11 protein-coding genes and 1 tRNA gene are annotated in these 17,386 nt (G+C 58.3%); 9 read left to right on the top strand and 3 right to left on the bottom strand.

Annotation, left to right across the window (positions count from 1 at the left end):
- Positions 1–79 precede the first annotated feature (79 nt).
- From ftsW to C6Y32_RS10620, 9 genes are all read left to right on the top strand, one after another.
- Positions 80–1,264 (top strand): putative lipid II flippase FtsW, encoded by a 1,185-nt coding sequence (gene ftsW / locus C6Y32_RS10665; RefSeq protein WP_105205250.1) that lies wholly within the window; start codon positions 80–82, stop codon positions 1,262–1,264.
- A gap of 140 nt (positions 1,265–1,404) precedes the next feature.
- Positions 1,405–2,523, top strand: a complete 1,119-nt coding sequence (murG, locus tag C6Y32_RS10660) for an undecaprenyldiphospho-muramoylpentapeptide beta-N-acetylglucosaminyltransferase (protein WP_105205450.1) — start codon at positions 1,405–1,407, stop codon at positions 2,521–2,523.
- A 1,122-nt stretch (positions 2,524–3,645) separates the two neighbouring features.
- Entirely contained in the window at positions 3,646–4,896 is a 1,251-nt protein-coding gene (gene murA / locus C6Y32_RS10650) for a UDP-N-acetylglucosamine 1-carboxyvinyltransferase (RefSeq protein ID WP_164998234.1), read from the top strand.
- A 3-nt stretch (positions 4,897–4,899) separates the two neighbouring features.
- Positions 4,900–6,057: a cell division protein FtsQ/DivIB gene (locus tag C6Y32_RS10645; RefSeq protein ID WP_105205247.1), complete on the top strand. Its 1,158-nt coding sequence runs from the start codon at positions 4,900–4,902 to the stop codon at positions 6,055–6,057.
- A 257-nt stretch (positions 6,058–6,314) separates the two neighbouring features.
- Positions 6,315–7,388: a cell division protein FtsZ gene (gene ftsZ / locus C6Y32_RS10640; RefSeq protein ID WP_105205246.1), complete on the top strand. Its 1,074-nt coding sequence runs from the start codon at positions 6,315–6,317 to the stop codon at positions 7,386–7,388.
- A 102-nt stretch (positions 7,389–7,490) separates the two neighbouring features.
- Entirely contained in the window at positions 7,491–8,357 is an 867-nt protein-coding gene (locus tag C6Y32_RS10635; protein WP_105205245.1) for a hypothetical protein, read from the top strand.
- Between the two features lie 451 nt (positions 8,358–8,808).
- Positions 8,809–9,315 (top strand): hypothetical protein, encoded by a 507-nt coding sequence (locus tag C6Y32_RS10630; protein ID WP_164998233.1) that lies wholly within the window; start codon positions 8,809–8,811, stop codon positions 9,313–9,315.
- A 144-nt stretch (positions 9,316–9,459) separates the two neighbouring features.
- Entirely contained in the window at positions 9,460–9,663 is a 204-nt protein-coding gene (locus tag C6Y32_RS10625) for an alpha/beta-type small acid-soluble spore protein (protein ID WP_105205243.1), read from the top strand.
- Positions 9,664–9,854: 191 nt separating this feature from the next.
- Positions 9,855–9,928, top strand: a tRNA-Gln gene (locus C6Y32_RS10620).
- 887 nt (positions 9,929–10,815) lie between these two features.
- On the opposite strand, the gene cobN is transcribed toward C6Y32_RS10620, so the two are convergent.
- The 3 genes from cobN to C6Y32_RS10605 are packed head-to-tail and all read right to left on the bottom strand — an operon-like array spanning position 10,816 to position 17,382.
- The gene (cobN, locus tag C6Y32_RS10615; protein ID WP_164998232.1) at positions 10,816–14,490 is read right to left on the bottom strand and encodes a cobaltochelatase subunit CobN; all 3,675 of its coding nucleotides are present in this window, start codon (positions 14,488–14,490) and stop codon (positions 10,816–10,818) included.
- An 8-nt stretch (positions 14,491–14,498) separates the two neighbouring features.
- Positions 14,499–15,527, bottom strand: a complete 1,029-nt coding sequence (locus C6Y32_RS10610) for a magnesium chelatase ATPase subunit I (RefSeq protein WP_105205449.1) — start codon at positions 15,525–15,527, stop codon at positions 14,499–14,501.
- A gap of 13 nt (positions 15,528–15,540) precedes the next feature.
- Complete coding sequence (locus C6Y32_RS10605) at positions 15,541–17,382, bottom strand: VWA domain-containing protein (protein ID WP_105205241.1); 1,842 nt, start codon at positions 17,380–17,382, stop codon at positions 15,541–15,543.
- Positions 17,383–17,386 lie beyond the last annotated feature (4 nt).

Below are 17,386 nucleotides of genomic sequence, written 5' to 3'. Positions count from 1 at the left end.
TAAATGCGGCGGGGCCCGGCCCCGCACCAAAATTTTTCCTGGCCGGCGCCGGGAGAGCGAGAGACGAGGTGAGGACCTTTTGAACAGAAAGGCGAGAAAAGTACGGGCACAAAATGTCGGTGGTCAGTCGCAGGCCGCTGTACAGAGCCGTCCGCCGCGCAAAAAGAACAGGCCCTTCGACGCCACGTTTTTGATACTGGTGCTCATCCTGGTGGCTTTTGGGCTGGTCATGCTGTTTTCGGCCAGCTACGCCTACGCCTATTATAACGAGGGCAACAGCTTCCACTACATCACCCGCCAGGCCATCTTTGCGGTGGCCGGCATCGCGGCTATGCTCATCATCTCCAAGATCGACTACCACATCTACGAGCGGTTTTGCTACGTCATCTGGATCGTGGCCGTGGCGCTGCTGGTGGTGGTGCTGTTCATGCCGCCCATCAACTTTGCCCGCCGCTGGATCATCATCGGCGGCATGACCTTCCAGCCCTCCGAGATCGCCAAGTTCGCCGTCATCGTGGTGTTCGCCCACCTCATCGACCGCAACTACAAGCAGCTGAAGACCTTCCGCTACGGGGTGCTGCCGTTTATGGCGGTGCTCAGCATCACCATCGGCCTCATGGTGCTCGAGCCCCATCTGTCGGGAACCATCCTCATCGTCACCATCGGCTTTGCCATGATGTTCGTGGGCGGTACCGGCACCAAGTGGTTTCTCATCGGCGGCGGTCTCATCGCCGGCGCGCTGGTCTGCCTGCTGCTCTTCACCGATGTGCTCGAGCACGCCATCCCCCGCCTGCAGATGTGGAAAGACCCCTTCATCGACGCCAAAGGCGACGGCTGGCAAACAGTGCAGTCGCTGCTGGCCATCGGCTCGGGTGGGTTCTTCGGGCTGGGCCTGGGCAACTCGCGGCAAAAGCACCTCTACGTGCCCGAGCCCCACAACGACTTTATTTTCTCTATCCTCTGCGAAGAGCTGGGGCTGGTGGGGGCGCTCATCGTCATCATCCTGTTCATCCTGCTGGTGGTGCGCGGCTTTGCCATCGCCATGAAGGCCAAAGACCGCTTTGGCAGCATGCTGGCCATGGGCCTCACTTTCCAGGTGGGCCTGCAGGCGCTCTTAAACATCGCCGTGGTCACCAACACACTGCCCAACACCGGTATCTCGCTGCCGTTTTTCAGTTACGGCGGCACCTCCCTGCTCATGCTGCTGGGGCAGATGGGAGTTGTGCTCTCGGTCTCGCGCTTTAGCCGGCTCGAGAAAAAATAGCCCGGCCGGGCCCCAGCAGCCCGGCGGGTGAGCAGCGGCCCGCGCCGGGGACATGAGCCCCGGTGCGGCCCCTCTCCAGCCACTGCCGCCGGCAGTGGCTGTACGAGGTTTTATACAACACAGAAAGCGAGGACAGCGACATGCGTTTACTACTGGCAGGCGGCGGCACAGCGGGGCATATAAACCCCGCTCTGGCCATCGCCGAAGCGGTGAAACGGGCCCGACCCGACGCCCAGATCGCCTTTGTGGGCAACCAGAACTCCATGGAGGAGCGGCTGGTGGGCCGGGCCGGCTACCCCTTTTATACCATGCGGGTGCGCGGCTTCTACCGCAGTTTTTCCCCCTCGGCCATGGCCCATAACTTCGATGCAGTGCGCTGCCTGGTGGGCGCGCCGAGCCGGGCCAAAAAGATCCTGCGCGAGTTCTCTCCCGATATCGTGGTGGGCACCGGCGGCTACGTCAGCGGCCCCATCGTGCAGCAGGCAGCCAAGATGGGCATCAAGACTGCTATTCACGAGCAAAACGCCTTTCCCGGGGTCACCAACAAGCTGCTGGCCAAAGAGGTGGACAAGGTGCTTTTGGCGGTCCCCGCCGCCGAGCAGTACCTGCACCCCAAGGGCCGCTGCGTCATCACCGGCAACCCGGTGCGTCAAAGCGTGCTGGCCGCCTCTAAAAAAGAGGCCCGGCGCGCGCTGGGCCTGGGCGAGTGGGAGACCTGTATCCTCTCTTTCGGCGGCAGCTTGGGGGCCCGCCCCATAAACGAGGTGGTGGCCGACCTGATGGCCTACACCCAGAAAAATTGTCCCCAGGTGCGCCACATCCACGCCTACGGCGGCAGCGGACGGGCGGCGTTTATGGAGCGGCTGCGCCAAAACGGGGTAGACGCGCAAAATGAGCGGCTGGATATCCGCGAGTACATCGAGGACATGGACCGCTGTATGGCCGCCGCCGACCTGGTCATCTGCCGGGCCGGGGCCATCACCCTCAGCGAGCTCGAGGCCGCGGGCAAAGCGGCCATCCTCATCCCGTCCCCCTATGTGGCCGAAAACCACCAGTATCACAACGCTATGGTTCTGCAAAAAGCCGGTGGCGCCGCCGTTATCGAGGAAAAAGACCTCACCGGCGAGCTGCTCATCAAAAAGGTGGCAGCCCTCATCGCCGACCCCGGCGAGCTGGCCCGCTGGGGCCACGCCAGCTCCCGTATCGCCATCATCGACGCCGCCCAGCGCATCTGCCGCGAACTGCTGGCCATGGTGTGATCCAAAGCGCCCATTTTCAGCGCACCCATTGCGGCATAGGAAAAAAGCGGCCCCCACCCCCAAGCGCCTGCCGTCTACCCAGCGTTCTGCACAGCAGTTGCCGGGCAAGGCCCGGCAAAGCGGCCGTTTTTCTGCCCACTTATAATCAGTGCGCGCACTGCCGTATAGAAAAAGAGCGAACCCCAATCTCAAAGCACCTGCTGTCTGACCCAGCGTTCTGCGCAGCAGTTGCCGGGCAAGGCCCGGCAAAGCGACCGTTCCCTGCTCACCTATTTTCGGCGCCCGCGCTGCCGCATAGGAAAAAAGCGGTGCCCGGCCTCCAAGTGCCTGCCGTCAAACCCAGCGTTCTGCGCAGCAGTTGCCGGGCAAAGCTCGGCAAAGCGGCCGTTCTTCTGTCCACTTATAATCAGTGCGCGCACTGCCGTATAGGAAAAGAGCGGTGCCCGATCTCCAAGTGCCTGCCGTCAAACCCAGCGTTCTGCGCGGCAGTTGCCGGGCAAAGCCCGGCAAAGCGGCCGTTCTTCTGAACGACCCTAGACAGCATGTATTCGACCCTATCTAAAAGGACCCCATACATAAGTAGGATCCTAGAGCGGGAGCAGAGAACGTAAAGAATGGCGGTGCCGCTTGCGGCTTGCAGGACGGTGTCCTGCAAAGCGATTCTTTACCGCTTTTGCGTAACATCCCCAGAGCCACACGCGTAAAAATTCCCAAAAACGTCAGTATTTTCTCACGCAAAGGAACGCTAGAGCGGGAGCAGAGACCGTAAAGAATGGCGGTGCCGCTTGCGGCTTGCAGGACGGTGTCCTGCAAAGCGATTCTTTACCGCTTTTGCGTAACATCCCCAGAGCCACACGCGTAAAAATTCCCAAAACGTCAGTATTTTCTCACGCAAAGGAACGCTAGAGCGGGAGCAGAGACCGTAAAGAATGGCGGTGCCGCTTGCGGCTTGCAGGGCAGTGCCCTGCAAAGCAATTCTTTACCGCTTTTGCGTAACATCCCCAGAGCCACACGCGTAAAAATTCCCAAAAACGTCAGTATTTTCTCACGCAAAAGCCCCTTCACGCAAAACTGCCCCCTTTCATACACTGGTGCATGACATGTATGAAAGGATGCGTTTTTATGGACAGCTATATCATAAGAGGGGGGCGGCCGCTGCGCGGTATCACCCGGGTGCAGGGCTCCAAAAACAGCTGCCTGCCCATCATGGCGGCGGCGCTGGCTACCGGCGCGCAGGTCGTGCTGCACAGCTGCCCCGACCTGACCGATGTGGCCTCGATGGCCCGTATACTGGTGTACCTGGGTTGCCGGGTAAAGCGTGAGGGCAGCACGCTCACCATCGATACCGCCCCCGCCGCCTACCGGCCGCTGCCAGAGGACCTGATGGGGGGCCTGCGCTCCTCCTCCATTTTTATGGGGGCCATGTTGGCCCGCTTTGGCCGGGTACAGCTCTGCTATCCCGGCGGGTGCGCGCTGGGCCGCCGTCCGCTCGACTACCACCTCAGCGGGTTCGAGGCGCTGGGCGCCGTCAGCGACTACGATCAAAAGCAGATCAGTCTGGAGGGCAGGCACCTGCAGGGGACCGATATCTTTTTGCCTTACCCCAGCGTGGGCGCCACCCAAAACCTGCTCATCGCCGCCGTCAGCGCCGACGGCCAAACCGTGCTGCACGGCGCCGCCCGCGAGCCGGAGGTGGTCGATCTCATCCAGTTCTTGACCGCCTGCGGGGCCGGCATCCAGGGTATGGGCACCGATACGGTCACCGTGTCCGGCGGCGGTGGGCTGCACGGCTGCGAGTACCGCATCATGCCCGACCGCATCGCCGCGGTCACCCTACTGTGTATGGGCCTCATCACCGGCGGTCAGGTCACGCTGCAGGGCATCACGCCCATGGGCCTCTACAACGTGCTGCCACTGCTCAAAAAAATGGGCGCCCAGCTCGATCTGCGCTACGACCGGGTGGGGGTATCCCCCTCCACCATACGGGGGCCGGGCCTCATCTGCACGGCGCCCCATCCCGGGGTCCCCACCGATATCCAGCCGCTGCTGTGCACGTTGCTGGCCACCGCCCGCGGCACCACCACAGTGGTAGACACCGTGTTTGAAAACCGCTTCGTCTACGTGCGGCAGCTGGAAAAGCTGGGGGCCGCCATCCAGCTGCCCCACCCCCAGGTCGCCTACATAGAGGGGGGCAGCCGCTACCGGCCAGCCAGTGTACGGGCCACCGATCTGCGGGGCGGGGCAGCGGTCTGTATGGCCGCGCTGGCCGCTCCGGGAGAGAGCAAGATCACCGATATCGACCACATCCTGCGGGGGTATGAAGACCTGGACGGCCAGGTCTCGGCCCTGGGCGGGGAGATGAAAAGGGTTTAGAAGATGAAAAAACAGGACAAAAAAAATCGGGCGCCCAGCCCGGCCGACCGGCTCGACCGGCTGGCCGGCAGCAGCCCACCTAAAAAGCGGCAGCCGGTGGTGCCTGCCGGCGCGCAAAAACGAAAGAGTGCCAAACCGCGCCCGGCCCCCGTTTTCGACGACACTCCCGGCCGCGACCGGGCCCGAGAAAAGAGCATGTCGCTGGAGCGTGAGAAGCGCAAGCGCGAGGCGGCCCAGCGCCGGCAGCAAAAGCGCAAAAAAAAGCTGGTGTTTCGCTTTGCGCTGCTGTTCGTGTTTGTTCTGGTGGTGGGGCTCACCATGTGCATCACCGTGTTTTTTAACATCGAAAAGCTGCAGTTTAAAGGCAGCATCACCGCCTACACCGCCGAGGAGGTGGTGGCCGCCAGCGGGGTCGAGGTGGGGGAGAACCTCTTCCGCCTGAACACCGACAAGATCGCCGAGACGCTGTACCGCCGCTTCCCGCTGCTCGACGATATCCAGGTAAAAAGAGTGCTCCCCAGCACTCTGCAGATCAGCGCCAAAGACGCCGCCGCCACCATGGCCGTACAGACCGAGAGCGGCTATATCCTGCTCAGTGCCTCCGGCCGCATCATCCAGATCGCGGCCCCGCAGGCGCCCGACGGGGTGCATGTGGTGGCCGGCGTCAAGGTGGCCGGGGTCGAGGTGGGGGCCAAGTTGTCCTTTGACAACGACGAGAAATACCAGCTGCTGCAAAAGCTGCAGCAGTCCATCAAAAAGTACCAGCTCGAGGACGTGCGGCTCATCGATCTGTCCGATACCGCCAACATCACCATCCAGGTGGGCGAGTTCTACAAGGTCAAGCTGGGGTCCGACTACCAGCTCGACTACAAGGTGCAGATGGTCAAAGAGGTGCTGGCCCAGAAAAATCTGGCCCTGCAGCGCACCATCCTCGATGCCTCCATTCCCGGCAAGGTGACCGCCAAGGCCGATACCACCCCGGTGGAAGAGGCGCCCGCCCCGGAGCAGCCGGCCGAAGACAGTGGCGATGGCGGCGATAGCGGCGACCAACAACCGGCCGCAGACGCCGGCGAGCAGCTGTCCACCGGCGGGGAACCCGCCGCCGACGGCAGCGCCGACACCGCCGCACAGACCCCGGCAGAGCAGCCGGGCGGGGAATAGCTGCCAAAAAGGTGAACAGAGCGTTAAAAATGGTGCAAAAACAGCACGTGGACCGGCAAAAGCTCTTGCTATTTTGGCCTGGTTCTGCTAAATTTAGAATAAGTGAAAATAAGTATGCTGGCCATAGAATACGCTTTTGCCGGCACGGCGGGTACTGCGCGGCCATACAGCGGCGGGTACCGGCTATAAAACTTTGTCAAATGACGTGCGAAAAAGGCGCCCTAGACCTTTTTTCGCTGCTATAGGGGGATTATCAAGTGAGCTTTATTCTGGATGACGATTTCGAGCAGGTTGCCTGCATCAAAGTAGTTGGCGTGGGCGGCGGCGGCGGCAACGCCGTCAACCGCATGATCGACGACGGCATGCGCGGGGTGGAATTCGTCTCGGTCAATACCGACCAGCAGGCCCTCAACCACTCCAAAGCCACCCACAAGATCCGCATCGGCGACAAGCTGACCCAGGGCCGTGGAGCCGGTGGTTTCCCCGAAAAGGGCCAGCGCGCCGCCGAGGAGAGCCGCGATGCCATCGTGGCCGCCCTCAAGGGCTCGCAGATGGTGTTCATCACCGCCGGCATGGGCGGCGGCACCGGTACCGGCGCTGCCCCAGTAGTGGCCGAGGTGGCCAAAGAGCTGGGCGTGCTCACCGTCGGCGTAGTGACCAAACCCTTTATCTTCGAGGGCAAACGCCGCATGGACCAGGCCGAGACCGGCATCGCCGCCCTGCGCGAGAATGTCGACTCGCTGGTGGTCATCCCCAACGAGCGCCTCAAGCTGTTGGCCGATACCCCCATCACCCTGATGAACGCCTTCCAGGCCGCCGACAACGTGCTCAAGCAGGGCGTGCAGTCCATCACCGACCTGATCAACGTCCCCGGCCTGGTCAACCTCGACTTTGCCGATGTCACCACCGTCATGAAAGACGCGGGTCTGGCCCACATGGGTATGGGCCGCGCCGGCGGCAAAGATAAGGCGGTCGACGCCGCTGCCGCCGCCATCTCCAGCCCGCTGCTCGAGACCTCGATCAACGGCGCCAAAGGTGTTATCATCAACATCACCGCCTCTACCGATATCAGCCTCGACGAGGTGTCCATTGCCTCCAGCGAGATCACCAAGGCCGCCGATCCCAACGCCACCATCATCTGGGGCGCGGCTTTCGACGAGTCCTTCCAGGACGAGATGCAGATCACCGTTATCGCCACCGGTTTCGACGAGAACACGCCCAACCAGTTCGGTATTCCCAACTACCAGTTCAAGTCGGGCGAAAAAGAGGGCGAGGAGAACGAGTACATCGACGATATCCTCAAGATCTTCAATACCAAAAACAACCTGTAAGTGGTAAAGTAAGGCAGCCGGCGCCCCTTTTGGGGGTGTGGGCTGTTTTGCGCACCACCAGCTAAACGATACGGCGCGCATGCCGAGAGAGGGGGGCTTTTCATGGACGGGCAGTTTCGCAGCGCGGTGATGGGCTTTCACAAAAAAGATGTCATCGCCTACCTGGAAAAACTCAACGATCAAAACGACGCCATGAAGGCCCAGCTGCTCGAGCGCATCGACGCGCTGGACGGCGAAAAGCAGCAGCTCGTCGAGGAGAACGCCGTCATCCACGACCGGCTCACCAGTCTCGACGACATGCTCACCCAGCAAAAGCAAAAGACCAAAGAGCTGGGCGACAAAGTCATTTTGCTCAGCTCGCAGGTCAACCAGCAGCGCGACAAGCTGGGCCAGCAAGATCGCGACCTGCAACAGGTCCAGGGCGAGCGGGACGAACTCACCGCCATGGTCCACCAGTACGAGGACAAGCTCAAAGACTACGAGGAAAAAGAGTTCGAGATCTCCACCGCGCTGGTCGACGCCAAGATCATGGCCGGCAACCTGGTGCGTCAGGGCCGTGAGCAGGCCGAGCAGCAGCGCCGGCAGATATTGGCGGGTATCGAGATGCTGGGCGGCGAGATGCTCTCTTTTCAGCAGGAGCTGGGGCAGATCAGCCAAACCGTCAGCGACACCGCCAGCGAGCTGCAGCGCCGGCTGGACGCAATGGGCGATACCATCCAGCTCTACCGCGATCGCCTGCAGCAGCTCGATGCCGCTACCGCTCCGCTGCCTGAATCAGCTCCTGCGCCCGCTGCCGCGCCGGCCCCCAGTCAGCCGTCAGCCGCGCCCCAGCCCAACCGCGAGAATGTCCGCCCCGCCGCGCCGTACGGCGGCCAGGTGCGGCACAACCGCATGTACACCTCGGTAAAAAAACAGCCGCCAGCCAGCGGGCTGCTGCGCTCCATCGGCCGTATGCTGCAAAAAAAGTAGCGGCCATTCCTCTTCCACTATAAAAGGGGCGTGTAACAGCGCCGGTACCCGCTTTTTTTCGCGCAAAACAGTGTGGTAAAGCCCCAAGTTTACAGTTTCGTTACAATTGGCTACTTCCAGCTCATGCGACAATAGGGCGCAGACGTCCAGAGGTCACACCGCAAGCAGGGTACATAAAACACGTCAAAATAGGTTTTGATTGCCCCCCAATACCCTCCAATTTACAGTTTCGTAACAATTTAAAAAGGCACCTGACACAGTTGTGTCAGGTGCCTTTTTGCGCGCCGCCCCTTTGGGCGCAAAGAAACAGGCCCGCCTATCGGGCTGGTATTTTTTGCCGCCCGGGTGAAATTTTGCACCCGTCGCCGGGCACACTACCTACAGAGAATGCGGTGGTATGCGGCATGACACCGCCAATTTTTATAAATGAAAAAGACTGGGGATGGAGCGTTTGGTACAGATCATACTGCTGGGGGATACCGAGGACCGCCGCCTTGGCCGGGCCATGCGGCGCTGCCTGCTGCCCGGATGGAAGCAGACCTACCGCGAGCGGCAGTTAGAGGTATACCGCCGCGGCGGCACCGCACTGCTGCTGCGCGAGACCAGCTGCATCCAGCGCCTGCAAGACGTCCGTGCCGTGATAGCGGTCAAGCAGGGGGCGGGCAAGCTGCTCCCCACCGACATGCGCGCCTGCTGTACGATCCTGCCCCACGCCGAGCCGCTGCCGCCCGGCCGCCGTCACACCCAGCTGCTCACCTGCGGCATGTCGCTGCGCGACAGCCTGACCATCTCGGCGCAAAACAGCGAGCAGGCCACCGTCAGCCTGCTGCGCCCGGTCACCGGTGTGTTTGGCCACCTGATAGAGCCGCAGGATATCCTGTTGCCCACTGCCGCTGTGCTCGACAACTACAGCCTGCTCACCGCCGGCGCGGTGCGCCTGCTGCTCGGCCTTACCTGAGCGCTTGTTTTGGCCAATACGTCTTTGCACCTGCGTTTATAAAACAGTTCTATTACATGAAATTACCAGTTATATAAAATCGGCTGCAGCTCATACTACTACTGCAAACGCAAAACTTAAACTTTTAACAAGGAGTGTTTACAAATGGCTAACAGCAAAAGCAGCAATAACCTGGTAGTTCCCGAGGCTAGAGAGGCTATGGATCGTTTCAAGATGGAAGCGGCCAACGAAGTGGGCGTAAACCTGAAACAGGGTTACAACGGCGACCTGACCTCTCGTGAGGCCGGTTCTGTCGGTGGCCAGATGGTCAAGAAAATGATCGAGGCTTACGAGAACTCTGCCAAATAACTTTCCTCTTTGGATAGAGAGCGCCCCGCCAATAGGCGGGGCGCTCTCGCTTTGTGCGGCCTGTTTTGGCAGCTCGGTACCGCCGGCCCTGTGTCATGACCTTAAAGTGCTCTATCTATAGAAAAAGAAATAAGAAATTTTAAAAAACATCTTGACATTTTTGTGGTTTGGGTTATAATAATAGCTGTCGTTGCGGAATTGTGTAAAGGTAGCACGGCAGACTCTGACTCTGTTTGTCTGGGTTCGAATCCTAGTTCCGCAGCCAAGAGAAAGTGCTGGAGACAGCGCGGATAAGCGAAAGCCGTTTGTTCGTACAAATGTTTTAGATTTTAGAGCGTTTGTACGAATAAGCGGTTTTTTCGCGTACTCGGAAAATAGCTGGTTGTGATATCCGTCTGTTATTTGTGATCTTCGGCGCACTAAAGCGGTATCTGGCCAAAATATCCATATACCTGATGTGCACCCCTTTTTGGCCGCACAGCGCGATCAAGCAATGTGCATATCCCCATCTATGTGTTTTATGGAGTTTGACCCACTATGGGCCGATTTTGTGTGCTGAGAGACCCCCATATCAATCGCTTATCCTACTGGACAGTATTTAGTAGGAGTTTTGGCGAGTAGCGCACGACCGCCGCCGAGCTTATGTGTAGAGTTGCCGGCCACTAGGTATGTGCAAACCGATGGATAGTATGAGTGGCCATCTACCGGCTATGTATAGCTGGACATGAAGTTTGTGGTAATCAATGTGTATGGGCATCTGTAAGAATATATAGTAGGGGTAGTTACCTATTTTAAAACCAATGACCAGATATAGGCCTCAATACGTTCAGCCACGCGTATTGTGCAGATCGTTTGTGACGCGGACCACAACTCTTGACAGAGTGACGGTCCTTTGAGGGTCAACTTTTCCTTTACACTATAGCAGATTGAAGGTGGTTTGCAAATTAGAGTAAGGCAAATGCCTAAAAAAGGCTTTATGATGCGGTATTTTGGAGTAAATGATACGGTCAACATCCGCCTCAAATCTATCCGAAGAGTGTTTCAGGTTGCAACCTGGAGCACACTATTTTGTTTTTTATAAATATAAAGGACTGCTCGAAGACAGACGAGCAGTCCTTTCATTTGGGGCAAAAGATCGGCGATGTATCTGTTTTATATATCCTCTTCCAGCTCACCCTCCATATAGAGGTAAATCTGCTGTAGAGCGGTTAGATCTTCTGGTGGGGCTTCCCATATATCTCGCTGAGCAGCCTCGAGTAGGCGCTCGCTCATAGCGTGCAGCGCCCAGGGGTTTTCGCTTTCTAACCATTGGCGCACCGCATCATCAAAAAGGAAACACTGGGCTACCCGATGATAGACCCAACCCGGCACCTGGCTGGTAGTGGCTCCCCAGCCGAATAAAATATCTACGGTGGCCGAGAGCTGCTGAGCACCGCTATACCCGTGTCGGCGCAGACCGGCTAACCACTGGGGATCTAGTATCTTACCTCGAACGATACGATCGATCTCCTGACGGAGCGGACGGGTAGTGAGAGTTTGCGGGTCACGGGAGTCTCCTATATAAGTTTGAGGCGCGCTACCCCTCTCTTGACTGACAGCGGCCACCAGACCGCCAAAATAGCTGTAAAAGTCATCATTATCCAACACATCGGATTCAGGGACGGGGTCATTTTTAACTGCTGTAGAACTGCTTTTTAAGCGTGCCGACAATACATCGCGTGCTATTTGACCTGAAAGGCCCCGACCATAGGCGTAGCCACTCCAGTTTAAATAGGACTGGGCCAGATCTCCGGTGTCTTGCCAGTCGCCACTGCCTAACAGCAGATCAGTACCGGCACCGTATGCACCGGGTGGGCAACCAAAAATGCGCATGGCTGCCTTTTGTTGTGCCTGCTGCAGTGATTCCCCCCGTGCCTGCCATATTTTGATATCGGCTAAAACGTGTTTACGCACGTAATTCATATCGGGGTCCTCGGGTAGAGCGGCCACCAGGTTGACCGCATCCTCCACCCGTTCGATCAGGTTGGGGAAGGTGTCGCGAAATACTCCACTGATGCGCACCGTCACATCGATCCGCGGACGCCCCAATTCAGAGAGAGGAATAGTTTCCAAGCCGATGACTCGGTCAGTATCGGCTAACCAGATAGGCCGTACCCCGTAAAGATACAAGATCTCAGCGATGTCATCGCCCCGTGTCTTCATCGTCTCACCGGCGTATACGACGATTGCGATCTCCTCCCCAACATGGTTTTTTAAGAGCTGTTGTGCTAGACCGACGCCGACCTGCCATGCAGTGCGTGTGGGTATCTCACTAGGATCGGTGGTGTAGAAATTATGTCCGGTAGGTAGCGCATTGGCCCCACCACGGCCGGGGCTGCCAGAGGGCCCTGGTGGGATAAAGCCGCCGTCTAGAGCGTGTAGCAGATGGTGGCGCTCGCATTTTAACTGGCGCAGAGCAGGAACTAGCCTGTGGCAGATCAGATACAGGCAGCGCTCGAGAGCCTGTGGCTGGTTGACAAAAGCCGCTGACAGTTCCAATATCTTATCGATTGCTGCCGGACTGAAGTCATAGGTATCGAGCTGAGTGAGCAGCCAATTTTCAATCTGTTCGATCCGTTGGCGCAGAGCAGGGGAACCTAACTGCGTAGCGGGTAGATCGAGTGAGCTGCATATTGCCTGCGGCAATGAAGGGGTGCTGCCGTTGGGTACCTGTACTAGCAGACGCAGCATATCAGTGAGTTGGCGGCCGGTCGGTGACTGTCCCAAAACGTGCAGACCATCTTTGAAGGCTACACATCCGATATCTTCCAGTTGCCGGTGCAACTGGGGGACCCAGATATCGGGATGAGCACAGAGAGAATCAGTATCGGTCTGTAGGCTCTCTAGCAGACCTTCTCTTAGGGCCAATTGGGCGATATCTTCCAACAGAAGCGGTAACTTGCGCCGGTCAGCCTGTCGTGCTGTCTCGTACTGGTTGATGAGCGTATCGAGCCGCGCCAGATCGCCGGAGAGGCTTGTCTTATGCATAGGTGGCACCATGTAGCTGATTACTGCCGCTGCTGTGCGGCGTTTAGCCAGAGCTCCTTCGCCGGGCACATCGACACTGTAGGGGTAGAAATTGGGCACCCCATCGATGACCTGCGCGGGAAAGCTGTCGGGCGATAGCCCTACCTGCTTGCCGGGTAGCCACTCCACCGTACCATGCGTGCCGAGATGAATGATGGCATCAGCGGAAAATGTCCGGGTGAGGTAGCGGTAAAAGGCCAGATACTGGTGGGAGCAGGGGAGAGCCAGTTCATGGTAGGCCCAGGAGGCCTGTTGCTCAGGTGCGCGGGGCGGTTGTATGCCAATAAAGAGGCTTCCGTTTTGTAAACCGGGGATGAGCAGCTGTTGATCTACCGCCATGAAGGTGCCGGGGGGAGGCCCCCAATGAGCGATCATCTGCTCTTGCAGATACTCTGTCAGTTGACTGAACCAGGAGCAATAGATGCTTTTGGAGACAGTAGCGGCGCTTTTTTTCTGCATCTCCTGTGAAGAGAGGTAACCGCTGTCACCAGTGAGCCCTGCAGCTAACTCGCGTATGATCTGGTCTCCGCTGTCAAATGTGCGCTCTAGAGGTAGCCCTGCCCGAGCTAAATCCTGCACTAGCAGGTAGAGTGATTGGGCTGTATCAAGTCCATAAGCACAGCCGATCATGTCGCGGCGAGGTGGCATATTGTGTAGGATGACAGCGACCTTCTTTTGAGACATTGGTAACTGACGCAGTCGACAAAAGCCCAGGGCGAGCTGTACTAGCATCTGGATGTGTTCGGTGAGCGGCCAGAATACGCTTATACTGCCGGTTGGACCAGATATCTCTTTGCGGCAGGCGATTGGAATGGTGATGAGCTGACCGTCCACCTCTGGTTGGTAGATGCTGCTACAGAGCAGCATTGAATCGATACCCACAGGAGAATCGCACCACTGCTGCTGAGTAAAGTAGGTGCTCATAGCCTGCAAGACCGGTATATCCAGTGTGGCAAACACGCTGTGCCGGTCACTGCGCATCTCTCCTGGTGCCGAAACAACGCTGAGTGAAAAGCCGGTAGTGACGATAAGGATATCGGGTACCGTGTGACCGCGGTAGATGAAAAAACGCTGCAATACAGAGGGGAGTCCCTCGCTAGTTTCACTGGGGACCATATCGGCGTAAACGGGGATAGCCAGAGCGCCGGCGCTCTCTATCTGCTCGATCAGCGCCTGAATATGCCGCAGATCGCCGCTCTGTACCAAAGTATAGTGCAGCAGTATGCCGATTTTGGGACGACTATCGGCCATCAGACTGCGCAGATAATCCTGGGGATCTTGTTCGATTTGGAAAAGACCGCTATAGGCAGGTTCCTCTACTGGTGCGTAGCTACAGGGAAGCCCCCCAATATGTGCTGCTGCCCAGAGCAGTAGATTGCGGCAGTTTTGAGGGCCGCCGGCGTGCAAGTAGCGCAGCAATTCTGTCCGTTCACTGGGCTGTAGTGTAGAGTGGCGCATTACGGTATCGGTCTCAGCATCTACACCAGAGCAAAAAAGTAGTGCGCGGTCTTGAAGACAAGGCCTTATCTGGTTAAATTTGCGGAAATAACTGATGCCACCATGTAGTAATATGATGATAAGGTCGGCCGTATCCAGTTCCTGCTGACAACGCTGGCACATCGCGCCGTCGCCGTCGATATCTTCTGTTCGAAAGCAGTGCAGGTAAAGCAGATCGGGCTGTTCTTGGGTGAATAGATGAGCCGCAGCGACAAAATCTTCTTCTCGCTCTCCGTTTTGGCAGAGCAGTACCACTGAAAACATAGGTCCCCCTATTTCTGGTCTAGAGCCTGGCATACCGTTTCGGCGATCTGTGACGCAGGCAGCACGCCCTGCTCAAATGGATCGCGCCGCATGCGGTGAGGTAAGACAAACTGAGCCGCTTGCTGCAAATGCACTATATCGGGACGATCTTTTCCCTCCCACGCAGCTAGCGCCTGAGCGGCGCGGATCATCCCGATATCAGCCCGGTGCCCCTCTACCCCCAGAGCCAGCGACACCCTAGCGGCAGCAAGCAGTAGCTCTTGCGGGCACTGTACTTTAGAGAGACGGCAGCGGGCAGCAGCAATGCGACCGGCCAGCTGCTGCTGCGACACAGTATATTGGCGGGCAAAAGCCTGAGGATCGGCCTCGTATGCCAAGCGGCGTCGTACCACCTCGACCCGACTCTCTAGATCGTGCTCGCCAAGTACATCCACCACCAGGCCAAAACGGTCTAAAAGTTGGGGGCGCAGCTCCCCTTCTTCGGGATTCATAGTACCTACCAGTGCAAAGTGGGCTGGGTGTGAGTGGGATACACCTTCCCGCTCAACGGTGTTTACGCCCATGGCCGCGGCATCGAGCAGCAGGTCGACCAGATGATCCTCCAGCAAATTGACCTCATCGACATAGAGGATGTTGCGGTTGGCCTGCGCTAAAATACCTGGCTCGAATTGCTTTTTGCCGGTCCGCAGCGCCTGTTCTATATCCAGCGTGCCCACCAGGCGATCCTCGGTGGCCCCCACCGGCAGATCGACAACGCGCATATGGCCTTCGATACTGGTGCGGTCGCTGTTTTGGCGACAGGCTTCGCACATAGTATCTTCGTTGGTAGGGTCGCAGCTGTAGGGGCAGTTTTGAACCTGCTGGCGCGCCGGCATCAGGTGGGCCAGTGCCCGTACGGCGGTAGATTTGGCCGTACCTTTTTCACCCCTGATCAGCACACCACCTAACTGGGGGTCTATAACGTTTAAAATAAGGGCTAGTTTCATCTGTTCCTGTCCCACGATGGCGGTGAAGGGGTATCCCTCGAGCTGAGTCATTGTTGGTCCTCCTCTATCTATCAAGGTCTGCTATCTTTTGTACGGCCTGTTTGAGATTTGTAGCCTGCAGCTGGCCTAGATCGAGCAGCGGTGCATTCATATGGCGGGCAATCTCTGCTGCCAGCCCCAATCGCAAAACGCCCTGTTCAGTATCGATGACCACTGCGGATATCTTTTCGGCGGCTATTTGGTCTGCTGCTGAAAAGGCCGCCGTCAGGGGGTCACCCTGCGGCGCGCTGGTGGCACGGCCGTCTGACAGTAGGACCAGTACTACTGGGGTAGATGGATCTCTGGCACGGGTGGCAAGAACGATCTGTCGAGCACGGTGCAGCCCAGTTGCCAGAGGCGTTTTGCCGCCAGTAGGCAGTGTCTTTAACTGCCGTTGGGCGCGCTCTACACTACTGGTAAAGGGGAGCAGCACTTGGGCATCAGTCCCGCGAAAAATGAGCAAGCTCACCTGGTCGCGCTTTTGATATGCCTCGCACAAAAGCGAATAAATGGCCCCCTTGACAGCGACCATGCGCTGACCCGCGCCCATAGAGGCGCTGGCATCTACAGCCAACAGGATATTAATTCCAGTCTTGGGGCGCCGCAGTTTTAACCGGAGATCTTGTGATTGTACCTGCAGTGGTAGACCGGCGTGTTGTAGGCCTTGTCGAACAGCAGAGTGCAGTACAGTAGGGATTAGAGCAACATCTGACGGACAGCTGGGCCTGCCTGCAAAACTGCCCACGCAGCGCCCCCATTGAGCAGTACCGGCATTTGATCGGTGCTTGCCGCTGCGGCCCGCTCGCGACCACTGAGCTGGGAGCCAATTAGTCGCTGGTGGTGCCGCGCCGATAGGAGAGATACGCTCCTTGGAGAGTGTGCTGCCGTCAGGAGTAGGAAAAGGGGTGTGGTCATCCTTTGGCGAATCGGCGGACGCGGGGACGTTTTTCTGGGGGATAGAATGGTCAGATGAGAGCGTATCGAGAAAATTCTCTTCTGTATTGGGCAGAGGTATGGGTGGGGTAGTACCTTGCTTTTGTTCTTGGCGCAGGCGGTGGGGCAAAGTATAGCCAGCAGCCTCACGTACCATAGGCGCAGAGACCAGACGATGACCGGCCAGGGCTGCTAAAGCGCGGGCAACCCGGATAGTAGCGATCTCAGCCCGGTTGCCGGCGCACTGTGCCTGTTGGGCCAAAGTGCCGGCCAGAGCCAGCGCGTGATCGGTGACCTCAACCTGCGGGAGTCGCTGTTGCGCGCGGCTGATCTGTTCTATAAGAGCGGATGTCTCACCTGCGAATCGCTCGATCAACTGCCGCCTGTTTTGTCCCCATAAAAGCGCGTGCTGGACGATCTGAGTACGCAGACGAAGGTCGTGCTCCGGCTGCATTTCGACATATAGATCGAAGCGATCGAGTAACTGCGGATCAAGTCCGCCCGCCGATGGGTCCATGGTGGCGATCAGCAAAAAAGAAGGAGAAACCGACGGTACAGCCTCTCCGGTCGGTTGGGGTTGTAATCCAGCCAGGAGCGTATTGGTGCTGGGCCCCAACAGATTGATCGCGTCGGCGTATAAGATCCCATCCGCCGCCCGCTGTAGTAGACCAGCTGCCTGGCGGTGGGTATGTCGGTGCAAGATAGCCTCGAGATCGATATGATCGGAAAGTTGACTGGGCGGCGTGCCGGGAGGCAGTTCGGTCCAGCGACGCTGCGGGCAGATCGTCTGTGCGGACCGCGCCAGCAGGGACTTACCTACACCCGGGCAACCCGCCAGTAGGACACCACCCATAGCAGGATCGACCAGAGCGATGAGCAGCGCCTTTTTGGCTGCCTGTTGCCCCACTACAGCAGCATACGGGTATGGTATCATGTGG

The organism is Neobittarella massiliensis (ex Bilen et al. 2018) (assembly GCF_900289145.1).
Classification (GTDB): domain Bacteria; phylum Bacillota; class Clostridia; order Oscillospirales; family Ruminococcaceae; genus Neobittarella; species Neobittarella massiliensis.
This window is presented reverse-complemented; position numbering and strand designations above follow the sequence as displayed.

What these genes read in the sequence shown, in the direction of transcription:
- murG (WP_105205450.1), top strand. Translation starts at nt 1,405, where the DNA reads ATGCGTTTACTACTGGCAGGCGGCGGCACAGCGGGGCATATAAACCCC.
- murA (WP_164998234.1), top strand. Translation starts at nt 3,646, where the DNA reads ATGGACAGCTATATCATAAGAGGGGGGCGGCCGCTGCGCGGTATCACC.
- C6Y32_RS10645 (WP_105205247.1), top strand. Translation starts at nt 4,900, where the DNA reads ATGAAAAAACAGGACAAAAAAAATCGGGCGCCCAGCCCGGCCGACCGG.
- C6Y32_RS10635 (WP_105205245.1), top strand. Translation starts at nt 7,491, where the DNA reads ATGGACGGGCAGTTTCGCAGCGCGGTGATGGGCTTTCACAAAAAAGAT.
- C6Y32_RS10625 (WP_105205243.1), top strand. Translation starts at nt 9,460, where the DNA reads ATGGCTAACAGCAAAAGCAGCAATAACCTGGTAGTTCCCGAGGCTAGA.
- cobN (WP_164998232.1), bottom strand. Translation starts at nt 14,490, where the DNA reads ATGTTTTCAGTGGTACTGCTCTGCCAAAACGGAGAGCGAGAAGAAGAT.
- C6Y32_RS10610 (WP_105205449.1), bottom strand. Translation starts at nt 15,527, where the DNA reads ATGACTCAGCTCGAGGGATACCCCTTCACCGCCATCGTGGGACAGGAA.
- C6Y32_RS10605 (WP_105205241.1), bottom strand. Translation starts at nt 17,382, where the DNA reads ATGATACCATACCCGTATGCTGCTGTAGTGGGGCAACAGGCAGCCAAA.